Genomic DNA, 19,271 nt, shown 5'->3' with positions numbered 1-19,271 from the left:
CGACGGGCGCGCGCCGGACGTCAGCGCGGCGGCTCGGCCGAGGTCACCTGGCGGTGCGCCAGCTCCGCGAGCCGGGCCTGCCCGTCCCGCCCCGGGTGGAACCAGTCCCAGCGGCTCAACTGATCGACCGCGAAGGGGTACTGGAACACCGCGCCGCCGTCGTAGCGGCACAGCGCGTCCTTCGCGCAGACCTCGCGCAGCACCTCGTTGTACTCGACCACCCGCGCCCGCACCTGCTCGCGCCGGGCGGTCGCCGCCCCGGCCGACGACAGCGGGTCCGCCAGCATCGACTGGCAGATCCCCAGCTTCCACACCTGCCGTACCATCGGGCTGTCCTTGCCCTGCTGCCACAGCCGCTGGAGGTCGGGGACGCTGGAGACGTACACCTGCGAGGCGGGTGAGGTGGCCCGCAGACCGGCGAGGGCCTTCTCGAACCCGGCCCGGAACTCCGCCACCGGCGTCATCGCCCCGGCCGACGGGCGGCAGGCGTCGTTCGAGCCCACCATGACCGTGACCAGGTCGGGCTTGTGCTCGGCGGCCGAGGCCAGCTGCCCCGCCAGGTCCGCCATCCGCGAGCCCGTGACCGCGTAGTTCCAACTGCGCCCCGCCACCTGGGCCTGCCCGAGCAGCCGAGCGGCCAGCGACTGCACGCCGGGGTCGCTCCCGGTCGCCCAGGAGACCTCCGGGCAGTCGGCGAGGACCGAACAGGCGTCGAAACCGCGGGTGATGGAGTCCCCGGCGGCGGCGACCGAGGTCGGCGCGGTGTTCCAGCGCGGCCCGGCCTGCGCACCCCGGTCGCCCTTCGCGGGGGCCGATTCCTCCTGACAGCCGGTCAGCGCCCCTGCCAGCAGGGCGATCGCGGCCCCCGCCCCGGCGAGAGTGCGGCGCGCGCGGCGGCCGGGAGCGGTGGTGCGCATCGGGTGGTTCCCCTCCTTGTCGCCCCACGTCCTCACGGGGCGTCCTGCTGAGTGAATGCTCTGCGTTTGGCGGCCTCGGACCGACCGTACGACACACCATGGACCCTGGGGCACGGTAGCTTTTCCCCGTGGCGTTTCGGCCGCAGGTCCCGCAGCGCAATGTCTGATCTTTTCCGCTAAGTTACATCACGTCACATTCTGTCCGGTTTCTGGAGTTTATTCCCGACCTCGTCCCACACTGGAGGTCCCGGTGACGACACGTGGAGTTCTGTACGTGCATTCCGCACCGCGCGCGCTCTGCCCGCACGTGGAATGGGCTGTTGCGGGCGTGCTGGGGGTGCGGGTGAACCTCGACTGGATCCGGCAGCCCGCCTCCCCGGGCACCTGGAGAGCCGAGTTCTCCTGGCAGGCCGATGCGGGAACGGCGTCGAAGCTCGCCTCCGCGCTGCGCGGCTGGCACCTGCTGCGCTTCGAGGTGACGGCGGAACCCTGCCCGACCGCCGAGGGCGAGCGCTACAGCTCCACCCCCGAACTCGGCATCTTCCACGCCGTCACCGGCCTGCACGGCGACATCCTGATCCCCGAGGACCGGCTGCGCGCCGCCCTCGCCCGCTCCGCGCGCGGCGAGACCGACCTCGAGGCGGAGATCGCCAAGCTGCTCGGCAAGCCGTGGGACGACGAGCTGGAGCCCTTCCGCTACGCCGGCGAGGGCGCGCCGGTCCGCTGGCTCCACCAGGTGGTCTGAGCCGCGACACACGCAGAAGGCCCACCCGGTGATTCCCGGGTGGGCCTTCTGCGTGTGCTACTCGACGACGAACACCTCAGCCATCAATTGAGGAACCCAGACGGCGAGCAACCGGCGCCGCGAGAGCGGCGCCGGTTCAGGCGCAGAGAGGGGGTCAGACGCTTCGGAACGCCAGCGTGACGTTGTGGCCGCCGAAGCCGAAGGAGTTGTTGATCGCGGCGATCGGACCGTCGACGGGCAGCTTGCGCGGCTCGCCGCGGACGATGTCCGCCGTGATGTCCTCGTCCAGCTCGTCGATGTTGATCGTCGGCGGGGCGATGCGGTGGTAGAGCGCCAGCACGGTCGCGACGGTCTCGATACCGCCGGCGCCGCCCAGCAGGTGACCGGTCATCGACTTGGTGGCGGAGATCGCGATGTGGTCCAGGTCGTCGCCCAGGACCTTGCGCAGCGCCTTCACCTCGGCCGTGTCGCCCTGCGGGGTCGACGTGGCGTGCGCGTTGACGTGGACCAGCTCGGCCGGGTCCAGGCCCGTGTTGTCGAGCAGGTTCTGCACGGCGGCGGCGACACCGCGGCCGGTCGGCTCCGGCTGCGCGATGTGGTGGCTGTCCGCGGACAGGCCCTGGCCCAGCACCTCGCAGTAGACCCGGGCGCCGCGCGCGGCGGCGTGCTCCGCGGACTCCAGCACCACGACGCCCGCGCCCTCGCCCAGCACGAAGCCGTCACGGCCCTTGTCGTACGGGCGGGAGGCCTGCTCGGGGTTCTCGTTGTTCTTGGACATCGCCATCATGTTGGCGAACGCGGCGATCGGCAGCGGGTGGATCGCCGCCTCGGTGCCGCCGGCGACGACCACGTCGGCACGGCCGGTGCGGATCATCTCGACGGCATAGCCGATGGCCTCGGCGCCGGAGGCGCAGGCGCTGACCGGGGTGTGCACGCCCGCCTGGGCGTTGACCTCCAGGCCGACGTTGGCCGACGGGCCGTTCGGCATGAGCATGGGGACGGTGTGCGGGGAGACCCGGCGCACACCCTTTTCCTTCAGTACGTCGTACTGGTCGAGCAGAGTGGTGACGCCGCCGATGCCGGAGGCGATCACGGTGCCCAGGCGCTCGGGCGCGACGGACGCGTCCTCGCCCGCCGGGGCGGTGTAGCCGGCGTCCGCCCACGCCTCGCGCGCGGCGATCAGCGCGAACTGGGCCGAGCGGTCCAGCTTGCGGGCCAGCGGCTTGGGCAGGACCTCGCTCGGGTCCACGGCGACCGGAGCGGCGATTCGAACCGGGAGTTCGGCGAAGCGCTCGCCCTCGAGGGGCTTGACGCCGGACCGACCGGCGAGCAGACCTTCCCAGGTCGAAGCGCTGTCGCCACCCAGCGGAGTGGTTGCGCCGATACCGGTGACGACCACGGTGCGATTGGTCGGGCTCACAGGAATTCTTTCTCCACGTCTCAAGGGGTGCTGAATGTTCACGGCGCCACCGCCGGGTGGCGACAAACGCTCGTCAGGCTCAGGCCTGGTGGTCCAGGATGTACTTCGCGGCGTCGCCGACCGACTTCAGGTTCTTGACGTCCTCGTCCGGGATCTTCACGTCGAAGCGCTCTTCAGCGGCAACGACGACCTCGACCATGGACAGCGAGTCGACGTCCAGGTCGTCGGTGAAGGACTTGTCCTCCTCGACGTCCTCGACCGGGATGCCGGCGATCTCGTTGACGATCTCCGCGAGACCCTCGATGATCTCTTCCTTCGTGGCGGCCATGTGGCGCTCCTTCTCTAGCTATTGCGTGAAACGGGGCGGGAAACGTTTCCCGGCCCTAGGGGAGGGTAACGACCGTCGCGGCGTAGACGAGCCCCGCCCCGAAGCCGATGACGAGCGCGGTGTCGCCGCTCTTCGCCGCTCCGGTCGCCAGGAGCCGCTCCATGGCGAGCGGGATCGAGGCGGCCGACGTGTTGCCGGTGGTCTCCACGTCACGTGCGACCGTGACGTGCTCCGGCAGCTTGAGGGTCTTCACCATCGAGTCGATGATCCGCATGTTGGCCTGGTGCGGGATGAAGACGTCCAGGTCGTCCGGGGTGACACCGGCGGCGTCGAGCGCCTGCTGGGCCACCTTGGCCATCTCGAAGACGGCCCAGCGGAAGACCGCCTGGCCCTCCTGCGTGATGGCCGGGAACTTCTCGCCGCCGTCCTTGCCGAGGTACTCGTCCCACGGCACGGTCTGCTTGATCGTCTCGGACTTGTCGCCCTCCGAACCCCACACGGTGGGGCCTATGGCCGGCACGTCCGAGGGGCCGACGACCACGGCGCCGGCGCCGTCGCCGAACAGGAAGGCCGTCGCGCGGTCCTCCAGGTCGGTCAGGTCCGACAGCCGCTCCACGCCGATGACGAGTACGTGCTCAGCCGAGCCCTCGATGACGAGGCCCTTGGCGAGGGTGAGGCCGTAGCCGAAGCCGGCACAGCCCGCGGAGATGTCGAACGCGGCCGGCTTGACCGCGCCGATCCGGTGCGCGATCTCGGTCGCGACGGCCGGGGTCTGCTTGAAGTGCGAGACCGTCGAGACGATCACGGCGCCGATCTGCTCCGGCGCGACGCCCGCGTCGGCCATCGCCTTGCCGGCGGCCTCCACCGACATCGCGGCGACGGTCTCCTGCGGCGAGGCCCAGTGACGGGTCGCGATGCCGGAGCGCGAGCGGATCCACTCGTCGGAGGAGTCGATCTTCTCGAGGATGACGTCGTTGGGGACCACCCGGCTCGGGCGGTACCCGCCGACACCGAGGATCCGGGCGTACGGGGAGCCCTTGGCAGGCTTGATCTTCGACATGCGGTGTGGGCTCCTTCTCTCAGGCCGCGTGCTCGGCGAGGAGGCTTGCGGCCTTGTCGAGATCGTCCGGGGTCTTCAGGGCCACGCTCGGAACGCCCTTGAGCGCGCGCTTGGCCAGACCCGTCAGCGTGCCGCCCGGGCTGAGCTCCACGATGCCGGTGACGCCGAGTTCGGCGAACGTCTCCATGCACAGGTCCCAGCGGACGGGGTTCGCGACCTGGCCCACCAGGCGGGCGACGACGTCGGCGCCCTCGGTGACGACCAGGCCGTCCTTGTTCGAGACGTACTTCAGCGCCGGATCGGCCGGGGCGAGGGCCTGCGCGGCCTTCTCCAGCGTCGCGACCGCGGGAGCCATGTGGTGCGTGTGGAAGGCGCCCGCCACCTGCAGGGTGACGACCTTCATGGAGCCCTCGGGCTTCTCGGCGACGAGCGCCTCGATCTGCTCCTTGGTGCCCGCCGCCACGATCTGGCCCGCGCCGTTGATGTTGGCCGGGGTCAGACCGAGCTTCTCCAGGTGCGCGACGACGGTGTCGCGCTCCCCGCCCAGCACCGCGGCCATGCCGGTCTCGGTGACGGCGGCGGCCTCGGCCATGGCCAGGCCCCGGGTCCGTACGAACGCCAGCGCGTCCGCGTCGGACAGCACACCCGCGTACGCGGCCGCCGTGATCTCGCCGACACTGTGGCCCGCGACGGCGCCGAACGCCGACGCGGCACCCAGCGCGGAGGCGGAGAGCAGACCGGCGGCCACCAGCAGCGGCTGCGCCACCGCCGTGTCGCGGATCTCGTCCGCGTCGGCCTTCGTGCCGTAGTGGGCGAGGTCGAGCCCGATGGCGTCCGACCACGCGGCGACGCGGTCGGCGGCGCCGGGCAGTTCGAGCCAGGGAGTCAGGAAGCCGGGCGTCTGTGCGCCTTGGCCGGGAGCGACGAGTACGAGCACCCTCACACTCTCTCTTGTGGATGGTCCCTGCCGCCCGTGGGGACAGGGACCAAGAACCGTCAGGGTAATTGTTGATGTCCGACAAAAGTCTAGGACTGCTGATCGTTGTCGGCCAGACGCCCGAGGATCAGGGCAATCCGCAGGGTGAACGCCGAACGGACATCGGAAGGCGACCATCCGGTGACGTCGGTCACACGTCGCAGCCGGTAGCGCACCGTGTTGGGGTGCACGAACAACATCCGCGCCGCACCCTCCAGACTGCTCGCCTGCTCCAGGTAGACGCTCAGCGTCTCGAGCAGCGCGGAGCCCGCCTCCTCCAGCGGTCTGTAGATCTCCTCCACCAGCTGCTCCCGCGCCGAGGGATCCGAGGCGATCGCGCGCTCCGGCAGGAGATCGTCCGCCAGCACCGGCCGCGGCGCGTCCTGCCAGGCCGTGCAGGCCTTCAGTCCGGCGGCCGCCGCCTGCGCCGACTTCGTGGCGTTCAGCAGATCCGCCACCACGGGGCCGGCCACCACCGGTCCGGCCGCGAACGGCCCGATCAGCGACTTCGCCACCTGGAGCGGGTTGTCGCTGCCGCCCGCGATCACCACGAGCCGGTCGCCGAGGACCCCGGTGAGGACCTGCAGCTTGTGGTGCCGGGCCGCGCGCCGGATCGCCTCGACCGTCAGCTCGCTGTCGCCCTCCGGAGCGGTGCCGAGCACCACGCACACGTGCTCCGGCGAGTTCCAGCCGAGCGCCGCGGCCCGCGACAGCGCGCCCTCGTCCGCCTCGCCCGACAGCACCGCGTTCACGACCAGGGACTCCAGGCGGGCGTCCCACGCCCCGCGCGCCTCGGCGGCCTGCGCGTACACCTGGGCCGTCGCGAAGGCGATCTCCCGTGCGTACACGAGCAGCGCCTCGCGCAGGATCGACTCGTCGCCGGGGGCCGCCACCTCCTCGATCGCGGCCTCCATCACCTCGATCGTGGTGCGGACCATCTCCACGGTCTGGCGCAGCGTGATCGCCCGCGTCAGCTCGCGCGGAGCGGTCCCGAAGACGTCGGTGGAGATCGCCTGGGGGGTCTCGGGGTGCCGGAACCATTCGGTGAACGCGGCGATGCCGGCCTGCGCGACCAGGCCGATCCACGACCGGTTCTCCGGGGGCATCGCCCGGTACCACGGCAGGGTCTCGTCCATCCGCTGGATCGCGTTGGCGGCGAGCCGACCGGAGGACTTCTCCAGTCGGCGCAGCGTCGCGGAGTGCGGATGGGCGGGAGCGGGATGCGCGGGGGAATGCTCACGTTCGGGTTGGGGCACGGGACAAGACTGCCTTATCCGGGCGGCGACGCGGAGCCGGGTCTCACACCCAGGGTCTACGGTGGCCCCATGATTGATGTCCGCCGCGGGGCCGACCGGTACGAGGGCGGTGACCCGGCCGCCGGGATCACCACCCGGCACGCCTTCTCCTTCGGCCCGTTCTACGACCCCGACAACCTGCGCTTCGGCCCCGTCCTCGCCTGCAACGAGGAGGGCCTCGCCCCGGGCGCCGGCTTCGAGGAGCACCCCCACAGCCACACCGAGATCGTCACCTGGGTCATCGAGGGTGAGCTCACGCACAAGGGCAGCACCGGCGAGACCACCCTGGTCGGCCCCGGCGACGTCCAGCACCTCGGGGCCGGATCGGGCGCGCGGCACGTGGAGCGCAACGACGGCGCGGCCCCGCTGCGCTTCGTGCAGACCTGGCTCGCGCCGCTCGCCGCCGGCGGGGAGCCCTCGTACCGGCTGGTGCGCGGACTCGCCGACGGCACCCCGTACGAGGTCCCCGCGGCCGGCGCCGCCCTGCACGTGCGGCGGCCCGCCGCGGGCGAGCGGATCGCCCTGCCGGCCGCCGAGCGCCTCTACGTGCACGTCGTCCGCGGCGACCTGCGCCTGGACGGGCAGGAGCTCGGCCCCGGCGACTCGGCCCGGATCACCGGCGAACAGGGGCTGGCGGTGCTCGCCGGATCCCCGGGGGAACTGCTGATCTGGGTGCTGCCGTAGCGCCCGGCGGCGGCTCCGGGGGCCGCGGCGGGCTCAGCGGTGGAGCCGCCCGGACAGTTCGGCGAGCACCGCGTCAGTGAACGGCGGCCAGGCCTCCACGGCCCAGGGGCCGAAGGGGCGGTCCGTCAGGGCCACGCACGCGGCGCGGGCGTCGGGGTCCACCCACAGGAAGGTGCCGGCCTGCCCGAAGTGGCCGAAGGCGCGCGGCGAGGAGCCGGCGCCCGTCCAGTGCGGGGACTTGGTGCCGCGGATCTCCAGGCCGAGCCCGAAGTCGTTGGGGGACTGGTGCCCATACCCGGGGAGCACGCCCTTGAGGCCGGGGTGGACCACGGCGGTGGCCTCGGCGACCGTGCGCACGTCGAGCAGTCGGGGCGCCTGGAGCTCGGCCGCGAACCTGACCAGGTCGGACACGGTGGAGACGCCGTCCTTGGCGGGTGAGCCCTCCAGGGTGGTGGAGGCCATGCCGAGCGGCTCGAACACCGCCTGGTGCACGTACTCGGCGAAGGGGATGCCGGTGGCCTTGGCGATGTGGTCGCCGAGCACCTCGAAGCCGGCGTTGGAGTACAGCCGGCGCGTCCCGGCCGGGGCCGTCGCGCGGTGGTCGTCGAAGGCCAGGCCGCTGGTGTGCGCGAGCAGGTGACGGACCGTCGAACCCTCGGGGCCGGCGGGCTCGTCCAGCTCGATCGCCCCCTCCTCGTACGCGACGAGGGCGGCGTACGCGGCGAGCGGCTTGGTCACCGACGCCAGCGCGAACCGGTGGTCCACGGGCCCGTGGGAGCCGGCGAGGCTCCCGTCGGCGCGCACGACGGCCGCCGCGGCGGTCGGTACCGGCCAGTTGTCGATGAGCCGCAGGCTCTGCAGGGTCTCCACGCTCTCCATGCCGCCGAGCCTACTTGCTTGGAGTGCACTCAAGGGTTCTAGCGTGTTCGCCATGACCCTGACGCAGACGCGGTACACGATCAGCGAGGTCGAGGCACGCACCGGTCTGACCCAGCACACCCTGCGCTGGTACGAGCGGATCGGCCTGATGCCGCACGTGGACCGGTCCCACTCGGGACAGCGGCGCTTCAGCGACGACGACCTGCACTGGCTGGCCTTCGTGGGGAAGCTGCGGGCCACCGGGATGTCGGTGGCCGACATGGTCAGGTACGCCGAGCTGGTCCGCGAGGGCGAGCACACCGTCGACCAGCGCCGCGAGCTGCTGGAGCGGACGCGGCGCGAGGTGAGGGCGCGGATCACGGAGCTGACCGACGCGCTCGCCGTACTGGACTTCAAGATCGAGCTTTATACGGGGAAGGCTGCACGGCAATGACGCAGAACACCACCATCGAGCAGGTCGCACTCGGCAAGGGCGGCCCCCTGGTCGGCATCCAGGGCCTGGGCTGCATGGGGATGAGCGAGTTCTACGGGGAGACCGACGAGGCGGCCGCCCGCGAGACGCTGGAGGCGGCGCTCGCCTCGGGGGTCACCCTCTTCGACACCGCGGACATCTACGGGCGGGGCCGCAACGAGGAGTTCCTCGCCCCGTTCGTGGCCGCCCACCGCGACGAGATCACCCTCGCCACCAAGTTCGGCATAGAGCGCACCGACGACCCGCAGTACCGCGGGATCCGCAACGACCGCGCGTACATCCGGCAGGCCGTGGAGGCGAGCCTGCGGCGGCTGGGCACCGACGTGATCGACCTCTACTACATGCACCGGTACGACCCGGCGGTGCCCTTCGCCGAGTCGGTGGGCACGATGGCCGAGCTGGTGCAGGAGGGCAAGGTGCGCCACCTGGGGCTCAGCGAGGTCACGGGCGCGGAGCTGCGCGAGGCGTACGCGGTGCACCCGATCGCGGCGCTGCAGTCGGAGTGGTCGCTGTTCAGCCGGGACGTGGAGCGCAGCGCGGTGGCCGCGGCGGCGGAGCTGGGCGTGGCCTTCGTGCCGTACTCCCCGCTCGGGCGCGGCTTCCTGACCGGCGCGTTCGCGGACGCGGCCGAGCTGTCCGCGGGCGACTTCCGGGCGTTCCAGCCGCGGTTCACCGGCGACAACGCCAAGGCGAACGCGGCCCTGCTGGAGCCGGTGCGTCAGATCGCACAGGCGCACGGGGCGACGCCGGCGCAGATCGCGCTGGCGTGGGTGCAGCAGCGGGCCCAGGTCCACCACCTCGCCGTGGTCCCGATCCCGGGGACGCGCAAGGTCTCGCGCCTCGCGGAGAACACCGCCGCGACCCGGATCGAGTTGACCGGGCAGGAACTGGCCCTGCTGGAGCCGATCGCGGCGCAGGTGGCGGGGGACCGCTACCCGGACATGGCCTCCACCTCGGCGGCCCGCGAGGCGTAGGGGCACGGGCAGGTGCGGCGCGCGACCGCTACGCCCCCGAGAGGTCGGCGGCGAAGCGGTCGCGCAGGGCCGTGTACTCCCCGTCCGTGAGCAGCCCCGCGCTGTGCAGCTCGCTCAGGTGGTGCAGGCGCTCGTCGGCGCGGGGCGCCGGGACCGAGGCGACCGGGGTGCGCACGCGCAGGGAGGCGAGGACGGCCGCGGCGAACGGCAGCGACTCGTGCACCGCGCCGTACCCGGTGCCGAAGACGGCGGCGGCCAGGTCGTGGTCGGGCCGCGGGTCGCCGGGCGCGCCGTCGCGGCGTATGAGCCGCAGGTGGCCGCCCGGGCCCTCCGGGGAGCGCCATTCGATCCCGGCCAGCTCCGTCACCTCGTAACGCTGGTCGCCCGCCTTCCACTTGGTTCCCGTGGCGCCCGTGCGCGACCAGTGGAAGCTGACGGCCGAGCCGTCGAAGCCCACGCGCGCGTCGTACGCCTTCAGCTGCAGCGGCGGCTCTGCCGCCTCGACCAGGAAGCGCCCGGCCGGCTCGCCCGCGGCGGGCCCGAGCCGGCTCCGCAGCGCGTCGGCGAAGGCGGCCGCCTGTGCGGCCCGGTCGCCGGGCACGACCAGGCGGTACGGGTCGCTCGCCTCGCGCAGCTGCCCCGCGGCGGCTTCCATCAGCGGATCCGCGCCCGGTCTCGGCACGGCGTGCAGCACCGTCGTGTCGCGTCTGCCCCCCGTTCCGCGGGAGGTCAGGTGCACCGCGGAGAGCGCCTCGAAGGGGATCCGCCGGGCCCCGAGGGCATGCCAGAGTCGTGGCGTTCGCATCCCCCGTGCGAAGCGGATGAGCACCGAGTCCGAGTCGAACTCCCAGACGGCATGATTTCCGGCCAGTACGTCACCCATGCGGCACATGGTAAAGGGACGGGCCCCTGTGCGTCCCCCTCGGTGCGGGGCCCGTTTTTCGGGGCTCTACACGTGTCAGTCCGTGTCTGTCCCGGAAATTCCGCGGCGGCAGGCATCGTCGCCGGTCGCGCAGACCACGGAACCGAACGCGCCGGTTCCGATTTTGGCGAAGTTGTCCAGGGATCCGGTGCCTGGCTCGAAATAGCCGGTGTGCAGCCTGGCCCCGGCCGACGAGAGCAGCCGCGCGCCGAACCCCGGCGAGACCGGGTCGGCGCCGTGGCCCAGCCCGCCCACCTCCAGGTGCGGCACGTCGGCGATCCAGTCCCCGGAGTCCCGCGTGGCCCACACCCGCGCGGAGGTGCCCAGTTCGGCGGCCGAGCCCGCCCGCATGCCGGGGCTGCCCGCCACCACCACGTCCGTCACCCGGGCCGGGAGGGCGTGCGCGGCGACCCCGCACACCACCGACCCGTAGCTGTGGCAGAACAGCGCCACGCTCGCGTCCCCGGGCAGGGACGCCGTGAACGCCCCCAGCCGCACCGCGCCGTCGACGGCCATCCGGCCGGTGGCCGCGTCCATGCCGACACCGGTGGGCGCGACGTAGCCGGCCCAGGCGATGACCGCGGTCCGGCTGTCCGGCGCGGCCGCGCGCTCGGCCTCGTACAGGGACTGCGCCATGCCGACGGGGGCGGTCAGGCGCCGCTGGCTGCGCTCGAAGGTGAGCGCGTCGGTGTCGACGCCCGGGACGATCACCGAGACCCGGCTCGCGCGGTCGAGGTCGCCGAAGACCTCGGCGACGAGGCCGCCGCCGGTGGGGTCGAAGACGAGGATCTGCCGGCCCGGGGTGGCCAGGGAGGCGAAGCGGTGGGCGCGCCGGCCGGCCGTGGTGCGGTCGGCCGGGGTCAGGCTGACGTCGCGGCTGCGGGCCTCCTCCACCTGCTCGGCCTGCTCCAGGGCGCGCAGGTTGGCCCGGTAGCGCAGGGCGGCGGGCGCCCCGTCGAGGTTGCCGACGACGAAGGGGTGGGTCTCGGCGAGCCTGGCCCGGCCCGTGGCGTCGAGGTCGGCGAAGAACCGGGCGACCGTGCGTGCGGGGGCGTCGGCGGGCGGGAGGGACCGGCCGTCGATCCGGGCCGTGGACCAGGCGGCGAGGGCCGCGGCCCGCAGGGAGGTCCCGGCGTCGGGGCGGTGGACGGCGGTCCAGCCGGTGGTCGCCAGCATGATGAAGACGACCGCGAGCGCGAGCAGGGTGCGCAGGGCGGCGGGGCGCGGGTCGGCGCCGGCAGGGGGGTGGGCGAGGCCGGGCAGGTTCACTGGGTCCAGCCTAGGAGACGGCAACGGGGCCCGGTGCAGGGGGTGACCGGGCTCACGCGTGACCCCTTTCACGTGATTCACGGGATACGGGTGAATCGCACGGTTCGCGCAGTTCGTGCGGCTCTCATGGTTCACATGGTTCACACGGTTCGCGTGGATCACTTTGTTCATGTGGTGCACGCCACAAGCGCGTTGTGCCCGGGCTCAGTGCCAGTCCGCGGCCAGCGCCGGGCCGATCTGGTCGAGGTATGCCTCGGTCATGTCCCGGATCGCGTCGACGCTGGCGTCCTCGCCCTGACCCCACAGCCTCCCCGTGACCCGCATGACCCCGGAGAACGCGGCGACGGCCACGCGCGGGCGCGGGTCGGTGTCCACGTCCAGGCCCTCCCGCTCCGCGAGCAGCCGGGCGATCTGCTCCTCCAACTCCGTTGAACGGCGCAGGTGGACGGCGAGCAGGGCGGGCGTCGACTCGATGAGCCGGTACGTGCGCATGTAGAGGTCGACCGGCACCACGTCCGACAGGGCCTCCTCGACCGTGTCCCAGGCGACGCGCACCGCCCCCCGCAGCGCGGCGAGCGGGCCCTCGGAGGGCGGACGGGAGCGCAGGGCGGCGAGGAAGTGCGATTCGACCAGGTCCTGGGCGGCGAAGGCGACCTCCTCCTTGTTGGCGAAGTACCGGAAGAAGGTGCGCTGGGAGACGTCCACCGCTTCGGTGATCTCGTCGACGGTGGTGCGCTCGTACCCCTGCGCGACGAAGAGGAGGAGGGCGGCGCGCAGCAGCGCGTCGCGGGTGCGCCGCTTCTTGCGTTCGCGTAGTCCGGGCGCCGGCGCGGGGCGCTCGTCGGTCATCACCGCGCGAGTCCTTTCTGGGGCGGGAGGGCGACATCTGACGCTGAGTAAGCGGTCAGGGTACCTGTGACCGACCTGACAGCCGGCGTCCTGCTAAGCCGTCTGTGAAGTGTCAGTCGCTGTCATTAGCCTGTTTGCATGACTCATCAGATCACCGTCCACGAGAAGGACGACCGAACTCCCGTCGGGCGACCGGGGCCGGCGCCGGCCCGGTCCGGGCTGCGCGGCCACCCGTGGCTGACGCTCCTGGCAGTCGCGGTCGGCGTCATGATGGTCACCCTCGACGGCACGATCGTCGCCGTCGCCAATCCCGCGATCCAGCAGGACCTCGGCGCCTCGCTCGCCGACGTCCAGTGGATCACCAACGGCTACCTGCTGGCGCTCGCCGTCTCCCTCGTCACCGCCGGAAAGCTCGGCGACCGCTTCGGCCACCGCCAGACCTTCCTCATCGGCATCGTCGGGTTCGCCGCCGCCTCCGCCGCGATCGGCCTCTCCACCGGCGTCGCGCTCGTCATCGGCTTCCGCGTGGCGCAGGGCCTGTTCGGCGCGCTGCTGATGCCCGCCGCGCTGGGCCTGCTGCGTGCCACCTTCCCCGCCGAGAAGCTCAACATGGCCATCGGGATCTGGGGCATGGTCATCGGCGCCTCGACCGCCGCCGGGCCCATCGTCGGCGGCCTGCTCGTGGAGCACGTCAGCTGGCAGTCCGTCTTCTTCATCAACGTGCCCGTCGGCATCCTCGCGCTCGCGCTGGGCCTGGTCATCCTGCTCGACCACCGCGCCGAGAACGCGCCGCGCTCCTTCGACATCCCGGGCGTCGTGCTGCTGTCGGCCGCGATGTTCTCGCTGGTCTGGGCGCTGATCAAGGCCTCCGAGTGGGGCTGGGGCGACGGGCGCACCCTGCTCTTCCTGGCCGTCTCCGTGGTCTGCTTCGTGCTCTTCGCCGTCTGGGAGTCCCGGGCCGCCGAGCCGCTGATCCCGCTGGGGATGTTCCGCTCGCTGCCGCTGTCCGCGGGCACGGTGCTCATGGTGCTGATGGCGTTCGCGTTCATGGGCGGGCTGTTCTTCGTGACCTTCTACCTCCAGAACGTGCACGGCATGAGCCCCGTCGACAGCGGCCTGCACCTGCTTCCGCTGACCGGGATGATGATCGTCGGCTCCCCGCTCGCGGGCGCCGCCATCACCGCCGTCGGCCCGCGCATCCCGCTGGTCGCCGGCATGGCCGCCACCGCCGTCGCCTGCTTCGGGATGTCCGGGCTGACCCCGGGCACCTCCACCCTCGAGATGTCGCTGTGGTTCGCCCTGCTCGGCCTGGGCCTGGCCCCCGTCATGGTCGGCGCCACCGAGGTCATCGTCGGCAACGCCCCGCTGGAGCTCTCCGGGGTCGCCGGCGGGCTCCAGCAGGCCGCCATGCAGGTCGGCGGCAGCCTCGGCACCGCCGTCCTCGGCGCGGTCATGGCGCGCACCGTGGGTGACTCGTTCGGGGACAAGTGGCGGGCCGCGCAGCTCCCGCCGCTCACGCCCGAGCAGCAGGCCCTCGCCGAGAAGGGGGTCCAGGTCGGCATCTCCCCGGTCCCGCCGGGGGCTCCGCCGAAGCTCGCCGAGGCGATCACCGGGGTCGCGCACGACACCTTCGTGTCCGGGATGAGCACGGCTTTCACCGTTGCCGGCGCGGTCGCCGTACTGGCCGCCGTCGTGGCCTGCTTCACCCGGCGCGGGGAGAACGCCGCCGCCGGGGCGGGCGCGGCCCACGTCTGAGACGCGTCAACACCGCTCCCCGTCCAGCCCCGCCGGACGCTTCCGGCGGGGCTGTCGCCTATCAGGGTGGACCCGCCCCGACCCCCTTCCGCCGAGCCGTCCGCGCAGGTCAGCGTGGTGCCGAGGCGCCTTCGGAAACCGTCCGGGGCGCAACCGTCCACCAGGAGTTGACCCGTCATGCGTACGAGTTCCCCCGCACGAGCCGCGTTCCGACGCACCATCGGCACCCGACGCACCACCGGCACCCGGTCCACCGCCGGCCTCCGATCCACCGCAGGCGCCCGACCCGCTGCCGCTGCCGCGGTCCGCGGCGGCGGCACCGGGCGCAGCACGGTCCTGGCCGTCGCCGTCCTGGCGCTCGCGGCCCTGATCCCGGGTACGGCGGGCACCGCACACGCCGCGGGCCCGCCGCCGAAGAAGGCGGTGCCCTGCGCCACCGGGCAGCTGTGCCTGTGGGCGAAGCCGGAGTTCAAGGGCACCCGCACCACGCGCGAACTCAGCACCCTCGACATCAACAGCTGCACCGCACTGCCCGAGGGCACCAGTGCCCAGTCCCTCATCAACCGCACCGGCCGGCCGGTGACGACCTACCAGTCGGCCGTGTGCGCCGAGACGGGAGAGTTCCAGACCTATCCGGGCGACGGCGTCCAGCTGCCCGAGTCGCCCTACCTGATCCGGGCCTTCAAGGTCTGGGAGCGGTAACCGCAGCGGGCGCGGCCGCCGGAGCCGCCGCCGGGGCCGCCTCGGGCAGCCGGGCCGCAGGCTCGGCCCCCGCGCCCGGGGCGGTCCCGCCCAGCCGGGCGACCTCGGCGCGCAGGGCCCGTACCTCGGCGGCCAGCTCGGCGATGGCGGCGGTCTGGGCCCGCTCCACCTGGTCGTCGCGCTCGAAACGGGAGATGAACCAGGCGGCGATGTTCGCGGTGACCACACCCAGCAGGGCGATGCCCGACAGCATCAGCCCCACCGCGAGCACCCGGCCGAGCCCGGTGGTGGGGGAGTGGTCGCCGTAGCCGACGGTGGTCATGGTGGTGAAGCTCCACCAGACCGCGTCGCCCAGGTTCTTGATGTTGCCGTCGGGGGCGTCCCGCTCCACGCTCAGCACGGCCAGCGAGCCGAACATCAGCAGCCCCACCACGGCGCCCGCCACGTACGTGGTCAGCCGGATCTGCGGGGCCATCCGGGCCCGCCGGCCCACCAGCAGCAGGGTGGCCACCAGCCGCAGCAGCCGCAGCGGCTGGATCATCGGCAGCAGCACGGCCGCCAGGTCGAGCCAGTGCGTCCGTACGAAAGCCCGCTTGGCCGTCGACAGGCCCAGCCGCATCAGATAGTCGGCGGCGAAGGCGCCCCACACCACCCACTCGGTGAGCGTGCACGCCCGGTGCACCCGCGCGTCCGCATCCGGCGCGACGATCGGGACGGCGTACGCGACGGCGAACGCGACGGCGAGTACGAGCAGCGGGGTCTGGCTCCGCCGCTCCCACCGCAGCTGGCGGGAGGATTGCTTCATACGGAGCATCGTAAGGAACAGGTAAAGCCACAGGGCCCGGAACGGACCCGCGCAGGGCGGCAGCGGCCGGGGCAACCGCGGCGGGCCGGGGCGCACTGCGTGCCCCGGCCCGCCGCCTCGTTGCATTCCGGCCCGGCGTGCTACGCGTCGCCGCCCGCTGCGCCCGGGTCTGCCGCCGCCACGTCCAGCAGGCGGTAGCGGTCCACCGCCTGCTTCAGCGCGGAGCGGTCGATCTTGCCCTCCTTGGCCAGCTCGGTCAGCACCGCCAGCACCACCGACTGGGCGTCGATGTGGAAGAAGCGCCGGGCTGCGCCGCGGGTGTCGGCGAAGCCGAAGCCGTCCGCGCCCAGCGAGGTGTACGCACCGGGCACCCAGCGGGAGATCTGGTCCGGGACGGCCCGCATCCAGTCCGACACCGCGACGAACGGACCCTCCGACGCCGAGAGCTTGCGCGTCACGTACGGCACGCGCTGCTCCTCCTCCGGGTGGAGCAGGTTGTGCTCCTCCACCTCGACGGCCTCGCGGCGCAGCTCGTTCCAGGAGGTCGCCGACCAGACGTCCGCCTTGACGTTCCACTCCTCGGCCAGGATCCGCTGGGCCTCCAGCGCCCACGGCACCGCCACGCCCGAGGCCAGGATCTGCGCCGGCACCGCGCCGGAGGTGCCCGTGGCCACCCGGTGGATGCCCTTGAGGATGCCGTCCACGTCGACGTTGGCCGGCTCCGCCGGGTGCTGGATCGGCTCGTTGTAGACGGTCAGGTAGTAGAAGACGTCCTCGGCCTCCGGGCCGTACATCCGGCGCAGGCCGTCCTTGACGATGTGCGCGATCTCGTAGCCGTAGGCCGGGTCGTACGCCACGCAGCCCGGGTTCGTCGCCGCCAGAAGCTGCGAGTGACCGTCGGCGTGCTGAAGGCCCTCACCCGTCAGGGTGGTCCGGCCCGCGGTCGCACCCAGGACGAAACCGCGCGCCAGCTGGTCGGCCATCTGCCAGAACTGGTCACCCGTGCGCTGGAAACCGAACATCGAGTAGAAGACGTACACCGGGATCAGCGGCTCGCCATGCGTGGCGTACGCCGAACCCGCGGCGATCAGCGAGGCCGTGCAGCCCGCCTCCGAGATGCCGTCGTGCAGCATCTGGCCGGTCGGCGACTCCTTGTACGCCAGCAGCAGGTCGCGGTCGACCGCCTCGTACTGCTGGCCCAGCGGGTTGTAGATCTTGGCGCTCGGGAAGAACGCGTCCATGCCGAAGGTGCGGTACTCGTCCGGGGCGATCAGCACGAACCGCTTGCCGATCTCCTTGTCCCGCATCAGGTCCTTCAGGATGCGGACGAAGGCCATGGTCGTGGCGATCGCCTGGTGGCCCGAGCCCTTCTTGGCCGCCGCGTACGCGTTGTCGTCCGGCAGCTGCAGGGGCTTGGCGCGCACCACGCGGGTGGGCACGTAGCCGCCCAGCGACCTGCGCTGGTCGTGCATGTACTGGATCTCGGGCGAGTTGCGGCCCGGGTGGTAGTACGGCGGGGCGCCGTTCTCCAGCTGCGCGTCCGTGATCGGGATGTGCAGGCGGTCGCGGAAGCGCTTGAGGTCGTCGACCGTCAGCTTCTTCATCTGGTGCGTGGCGTTGCGGCCCTCGAAGTTCGGGCCGAGGGTCCAGCCCTTGATCGTCTTTGCCAGGATCACCGTCGGCTGGCCCTTGTGGGCGCGCGCCGCCGCGTAGGCCGCGTAGATCTTCTTGTGGTCGTGGCCGCCGCGGCCCAGGTGCAGGATCTGGTCGTCGGTCATGCCCTCGACCATGGCGCGCAGCCGCTGGTCGTCGCCGAAGAAGTGCTCGCGGATGTACGCACCGGTCTCGGTGGCGTACGTCTGGAACTGGCCGTCCGGCGTCGAGTTCATCTTGTTGACCAGGATGCCGTCGCGGTCCTGGGCCAGCAGCGGGTCCCAGGAGCGGTCCCAGATCAGCTTGATGACGTTCCAGCCGGCGCCCCGGAAGATCGACTCCAGCTCCTGGATGATCTTCCCGTTGCCGCGCACCGGGCCGTCGAGCCGCTGCAGGTTGCAGTTGACGACGAAGGTCAGGTTGTCCAGCCCCTCGCGGGCGGCGAGCGACAGCTGGCCCAGCGACTCCGGCTCGTCCATCTCTCCGTCGCCGAGGTACGCCCATACGTGTGACTTGGAGGTGTCCGCGATCCCGCGCGCCTCCATGTACCGGTTCATCCGGGCCTGGTAGATCGCCCCGATCGGGCCGAGGCCCATCGAGACCGTCGGGAACTCCCAGAAGTCCGGCATCAGCCGCGGGTGCGGGTAGCTCGACAGGCCGTACGGGGCCTTCGACTTCTCCTGGCGGAAGGCGTCGAGCTGCTGCTCGGAGAGCCGGTCCAGCAGGTAGGCGCGGGCGTAGACACCGGGCGAGGCGTGGCCCTGGAAGAAGATCTGGTCGCCGCCGTCGCCCTCGTCCTTGCCCCGGAAGAAGTGGTTGAAGCCCACGTCGTAGAGCGAGGCGGAGGAGGCGAACGTGGCGATGTGGCCGCCGACGCCGATGCCCGGGCGCTGGGCGCGCGAGACCATCACGGCCGCGTTCCAGCGGGTGGCGTTGAGGACCTTGCGCTCGATCTCCTCGTTGCCGGGGAAGAACGGCTCGTCCTTGGTGGCGATCGTGTTGACGTAGTCCGTGCTGCGCATCTCGGGCACGGCCACGCGCCGCTCGCGGGCCCGCTCGATCAGGCGCAGCATCAGGTAGCGGGCGCGTTCACGGCCGCGCTCGTCCACGGCGGCGTCCAGGGAGTCGAGCCACTCCTTCGTCTCCTCCGGATCGAAGTCCGGGACCTGGCTCGGCAGGCCGCCAATGATGATCGGATTGCGATCGGATGCGGAAGCCACGCTGTTCCTTCGCTGTCAGGGGAGTCGTGCCTCGGGTTTCGCCGCCTCCCATGGTCTTACGCTCGGTCCCAATCGTCATCTCTACCACTGGGTAATCCCTGGAGTCGGCGATTCACGATGCCGTCGGCGACTGGTCCGGACACCGCTCAACCCTACGCCCCGGATGATCACCGTGTTCGTAAGTTCGTTCGTCCCTCAAACAGGTGTGAAAGTCCGAAGCGATGCCGAATGAGCTGGAATGGTGTGGGATGAATCACGAGAGGAACATGCGGGAAGGCTGAAAGTTGCGGCGAGACGGCCGCAATCGTCACCGTTTCGACGGTCTCGGCGGCCGGGTACTTGCGCG

General features: G+C 72.1%; 18 protein-coding genes. 6 read left to right on the top strand and 12 right to left on the bottom strand.

Going from position 1 to position 19,271, the window contains the following annotated elements; genetic code table 11:
- Positions 1-20 precede the first annotated feature (20 nt).
- On the bottom strand, positions 21-917 hold the full coding sequence (locus ABZ924_RS06625) for an SGNH/GDSL hydrolase family protein (RefSeq protein ID WP_361905064.1): 897 nt from the start codon (positions 915-917) through the stop codon (positions 21-23).
- 250 nt (positions 918-1,167) lie between these two features.
- On the opposite strand from ABZ924_RS06625, the gene ABZ924_RS06620 reads away from it, so the two are divergent.
- Positions 1,168-1,662 (top strand): DUF3145 domain-containing protein, encoded by a 495-nt coding sequence (locus ABZ924_RS06620; RefSeq protein WP_361905061.1) that lies wholly within the window; start codon positions 1,168-1,170, stop codon positions 1,660-1,662.
- 154 nt (positions 1,663-1,816) lie between these two features.
- On the opposite strand, the gene fabF is transcribed toward ABZ924_RS06620, so the two are convergent.
- The 5 genes from fabF to ABZ924_RS06595 all read right to left on the bottom strand — a co-directional run bounded on the left by fabF (position 1,817) and on the right by ABZ924_RS06595 (position 6,702).
- The gene (gene fabF / locus ABZ924_RS06615; protein ID WP_361905058.1) at positions 1,817-3,082 is read right to left on the bottom strand and encodes a beta-ketoacyl-ACP synthase II; all 1,266 of its coding nucleotides are present in this window, start codon (positions 3,080-3,082) and stop codon (positions 1,817-1,819) included.
- A gap of 79 nt (positions 3,083-3,161) precedes the next feature.
- Positions 3,162-3,410 (bottom strand): acyl carrier protein, encoded by a 249-nt coding sequence (locus ABZ924_RS06610; protein ID WP_361905055.1) that lies wholly within the window; start codon positions 3,408-3,410, stop codon positions 3,162-3,164.
- Between the two features lie 55 nt (positions 3,411-3,465).
- The gene (locus ABZ924_RS06605; protein WP_361905053.1) at positions 3,466-4,470 is read right to left on the bottom strand and encodes a ketoacyl-ACP synthase III; all 1,005 of its coding nucleotides are present in this window, start codon (positions 4,468-4,470) and stop codon (positions 3,466-3,468) included.
- A 19-nt stretch (positions 4,471-4,489) separates the two neighbouring features.
- Positions 4,490-5,407, bottom strand: a complete 918-nt coding sequence (locus tag ABZ924_RS06600; protein ID WP_361905051.1) for an ACP S-malonyltransferase — start codon at positions 5,405-5,407, stop codon at positions 4,490-4,492.
- An 89-nt stretch (positions 5,408-5,496) separates the two neighbouring features.
- On the bottom strand, positions 5,497-6,702 hold the full coding sequence (locus ABZ924_RS06595) for a helix-turn-helix domain-containing protein (protein ID WP_361905048.1): 1,206 nt from the start codon (positions 6,700-6,702) through the stop codon (positions 5,497-5,499).
- Positions 6,703-6,771: 69 nt separating this feature from the next.
- On the opposite strand from ABZ924_RS06595, the gene ABZ924_RS06590 reads away from it, so the two are divergent.
- The gene (locus tag ABZ924_RS06590; protein ID WP_361905045.1) at positions 6,772-7,425 is read left to right on the top strand and encodes a pirin family protein; all 654 of its coding nucleotides are present in this window, start codon (positions 6,772-6,774) and stop codon (positions 7,423-7,425) included.
- A gap of 33 nt (positions 7,426-7,458) precedes the next feature.
- On the opposite strand, the gene ABZ924_RS06585 is transcribed toward ABZ924_RS06590, so the two are convergent.
- Positions 7,459-8,286 carry a serine hydrolase domain-containing protein gene (locus ABZ924_RS06585; protein ID WP_361905387.1) on the bottom strand — a complete coding sequence of 276 codons (828 nt, stop codon included), beginning with the start codon at positions 8,284-8,286 and terminating at the stop codon, positions 7,459-7,461.
- A 70-nt stretch (positions 8,287-8,356) separates the two neighbouring features.
- Here ABZ924_RS06585 and ABZ924_RS06580 point away from each other — a divergent pair, with 70 nt between their 5' ends.
- Both ABZ924_RS06580 and ABZ924_RS06575 read left to right on the top strand, forming a co-directional pair.
- Positions 8,357-8,737, top strand: a complete 381-nt coding sequence (locus ABZ924_RS06580; protein WP_361905042.1) for a MerR family transcriptional regulator — start codon at positions 8,357-8,359, stop codon at positions 8,735-8,737.
- On the top strand, positions 8,734-9,750 hold the full coding sequence (locus tag ABZ924_RS06575) for an aldo/keto reductase (RefSeq protein ID WP_361905041.1): 1,017 nt from the start codon (positions 8,734-8,736) through the stop codon (positions 9,748-9,750). The genes ABZ924_RS06580 and ABZ924_RS06575 overlap by 4 nt, the downstream gene beginning before the upstream one ends.
- Positions 9,751-9,778: 28 nt before the next feature.
- Here ABZ924_RS06575 and ABZ924_RS06570 read toward each other — a convergent pair whose 3' ends face one another.
- The 3 genes from ABZ924_RS06570 to ABZ924_RS06560 all read right to left on the bottom strand — a co-directional run bounded on the left by ABZ924_RS06570 (position 9,779) and on the right by ABZ924_RS06560 (position 12,790).
- Complete coding sequence (locus ABZ924_RS06570) at positions 9,779-10,633, bottom strand: DUF4429 domain-containing protein (protein WP_361905039.1); 855 nt, start codon at positions 10,631-10,633, stop codon at positions 9,779-9,781.
- 75 nt (positions 10,634-10,708) lie between these two features.
- A complete protein-coding gene (locus tag ABZ924_RS06565; RefSeq protein ID WP_361905385.1) occupies positions 10,709-11,848 on the bottom strand; it encodes an alpha/beta hydrolase in 1,140 nt (379 codons plus the stop codon).
- A 297-nt stretch (positions 11,849-12,145) separates the two neighbouring features.
- On the bottom strand, positions 12,146-12,790 hold the full coding sequence (locus ABZ924_RS06560; protein ID WP_361905036.1) for a TetR family transcriptional regulator: 645 nt from the start codon (positions 12,788-12,790) through the stop codon (positions 12,146-12,148).
- A 138-nt stretch (positions 12,791-12,928) separates the two neighbouring features.
- On the opposite strand from ABZ924_RS06560, the gene ABZ924_RS06555 reads away from it, so the two are divergent.
- On the top strand, positions 12,929-14,545 hold the full coding sequence (locus ABZ924_RS06555; protein ID WP_361905034.1) for an MFS transporter: 1,617 nt from the start codon (positions 12,929-12,931) through the stop codon (positions 14,543-14,545).
- Between the two features lie 369 nt (positions 14,546-14,914).
- A complete protein-coding gene (locus tag ABZ924_RS06550) occupies positions 14,915-15,247 on the top strand; it encodes a peptidase inhibitor family I36 protein (protein WP_361905382.1) in 333 nt (110 codons plus the stop codon).
- Here ABZ924_RS06550 and ABZ924_RS06545 read toward each other — a convergent pair.
- Positions 15,228-16,052 carry a potassium channel family protein gene (locus ABZ924_RS06545; protein WP_361905031.1) on the bottom strand — a complete coding sequence of 275 codons (825 nt, stop codon included), beginning with the start codon at positions 16,050-16,052 and terminating at the stop codon, positions 15,228-15,230. The two genes, ABZ924_RS06550 and ABZ924_RS06545, sit on opposite strands and share 20 nt — an antisense overlap.
- Positions 16,053-16,192: 140 nt before the next feature.
- Positions 16,193-18,925 (bottom strand): pyruvate dehydrogenase (acetyl-transferring), homodimeric type, encoded by a 2,733-nt coding sequence (aceE, locus tag ABZ924_RS06540; protein WP_361905029.1) that lies wholly within the window; start codon positions 18,923-18,925, stop codon positions 16,193-16,195.
- Positions 18,926-19,271: the final 346 nt, after the last annotated feature.

Source organism: Streptomyces sp. NPDC046876, from assembly GCF_040645035.1.
Taxonomy (GTDB): Bacteria; Actinomycetota; Actinomycetes; order Streptomycetales; family Streptomycetaceae; genus Streptomyces.
This window is presented reverse-complemented; position numbering and strand designations above follow the sequence as displayed.